General features: G+C 47.7%; 1 pseudogene. It reads left to right on the top strand.

What is annotated here, in order from left to right:
* Positions 1-2,511, top strand: a pseudogene (locus Q0256_RS01915) (DNA-directed RNA polymerase subunit beta'); the annotation flags it as partial.

Raw genomic sequence — 2,511 nt, forward strand, 5'->3', positions numbered from 1 at the left:
TGCATCCGCTAGTCTGCGCCGCGTTCAACGCGGACTTCGACGGCGATCAGATGGCGGTGCACGTGCCGCTTAGCCAAGAGGCGATCGCGGAATGTAAAATTTTAATGCTTAGCTCGATGAATATCTTACTTCCTGCGAGCGGAAAGCCTGTCGCGGTGCCTAGCCAGGATATGGTTTTAGGAATTTATTATCTAAGCCTCGAAAAGCCGGGTGCAAAAGGAACAAATAAAATTTTTGCAAACGTCGATGAAGTAATGCTCGCCGTGGAGGCAAACGCGCTAGATATCCACGCTAAAATCAAAACGATGATCGATCGCCGCATTATTTTTACGACCGCGGGCCGCTTGATCATCAAATCGATCCTGCCTAGCTTTATTCCGGATCATCTTTGGAATAAGATTATGAAGAAAAAGGATATCGCCGAGCTTGTCGATTACGTCTATAAAAACGGCGGCCTTGAGATAAGCGCGGAATTTTTGGATAATCTTAAAAATTTAGGCTTTGAATCCGCGACTAAAGCGGGCGTTTCGATCTCCGTTTCGGACATCATCGTGCCGAAGTCTAAAGCGGGTCTTGTAGAAGAGGCTAAAAAGCAGGTCAGAGAGGTTCAGAACCAATACGGAGCGGGCTTGCTAACCGACGGCGAGCGCTATAACAAAACGATCGACATCTGGACCAGCACCAGCAAGAAGCTAGCCGATGAGATGATGAAGATGATGGAGAAGGATAAGGACGGCTTTAACTCGATTTATATGATGGCCGATAGCGGCGCGCGAGGTAGCGCGGAGCAGATCAAACAGCTAGCTGGCATGAGAGGTCTGATGAGTAAGCCAGACGGCTCGATTATCGAGACGCCGATCACTTCAAATTTTAGAGAGGGTCTAAACGTAAACGAGTATTTCATCTCGACCCACGGCGCGCGTAAAGGTCTTGCCGATACTGCACTAAAGACCGCAAATGCGGGATATCTAACGCGAAAACTGATCGATGTCGCGCAAAATGTCAGGGTTACAATGCATGACTGCGGCACGCACGAGGGTATCGAGGTTACTGAGATCGTAGAAAACGGAACGCAAATAGAAAGCCTAGCCGATAGGATTATGGGTAGGGTGCTAAGCTCGGATGTGATTGATCCGGTATCGAATGAAATTTTATTCACCGAAGGCACGCTTCTAGGCGTTAATGAGGTACGCACCATAGTCGATGCAGGCATCAAATCCGTAAGCATCCGCACGCCTATTACGTGCAAGGCTGAAAAAGGGGTTTGCGCGAAGTGCTACGGCGTAAATTTAGGCGAGGGCAAGCTGGTAAAACCGGGTGAAGCGGTCGGTATCATCTCTGCGCAATCCATTGGTGAGCCAGGTACGCAGCTTACGCTACGAACCTTCCACGCCGGCGGTACCGCATCTACCGAGCAGCAAGATCGCCAAGTAATCGCCGATAAAGAGGGTTTCATTAGATACTACAACGTCAAGACCTATGAAAACGGCGGCAAAAATATCGTGATGAACCGTAGAAATGCCGCAGTTCTTTTGGTCGAGCCAAAGATCAAAGCTCCAATTACCGGTAAGGTAAGCATCGATATAACCCACGATGATGTGAATATCACGCTAAAGGGTAGGAAGGAAGAATTTAGATATACTATCCGGCGCCATGATCTAGCTAAGCCTACCGAGCTTGCGGGTGTAAGCGGTAAAGTTGAGGGGAAATTCTACATCGTATTTAAAGACGGCGAAACCGTTGGAGAAAATGATAGTTTAGTAGAAGTTATAAAAGAAGACTGGAATATCCCTACTCGAATTCCGTTTGCTAGCGAACTTCGCGTCAAAGACGGCGAGCCGGTAACCCAAAAGATCAAAGCGGGAGCAAACGGTACGCTTAAATATTTCATCCTAAAGGGCGATTATTTAGAGAGACTAAGAGATATCAAAAAAGGTCATGTCGTAAGTGAGAAGGGTATGTACGTAGTCATCTCCGATGAAAACGGCAGAGAGGCGATCCGCCACTATATACCGCGCGAATCGGTCATTACCTATGATGATAATAGTGTCGTAAAAAATGATGATCTTATAGCCAAGCCTAAAAAAGACGATCGCTTGATTATCGCCGAGTGGGATCCGTATTCTATCCCGGTAGCTGCAGAGTGTGAGGGTAAGATCAGTTTCGAGGATATCGAGCCTGGATATACCGCTACGGAACAATATGACGAGACTACAGGTCAAAGCCGTTTAGTTATCAACGAGTACCTACCTCAGGGCGTCAAACCGGCTATCATAGTAACTCCTAGCAAGGGAGAGCCTATCAAATATAATCTAGGACCGAAGACCGCAATTTTTACAAATAAGGGCGATCAGGTAGCGATTGCAGATATTTTGGCTAGGACGCCGAAGGCTGCTGCGAAATCAAAAGATATCACCGGCGGTTTGCCGCGCGTATCGGAGCTATTTGAGGCGCGCCGTCCGAAAAATACCGCGATTATCGCAGACATCGACGGAACCGTCCGCTTTGATA

It is taken from the genome of uncultured Campylobacter sp. (genome assembly GCF_937949835.1).
In the GTDB taxonomy this organism is placed as follows: domain Bacteria; phylum Campylobacterota; class Campylobacteria; order Campylobacterales; family Campylobacteraceae; genus Campylobacter_B.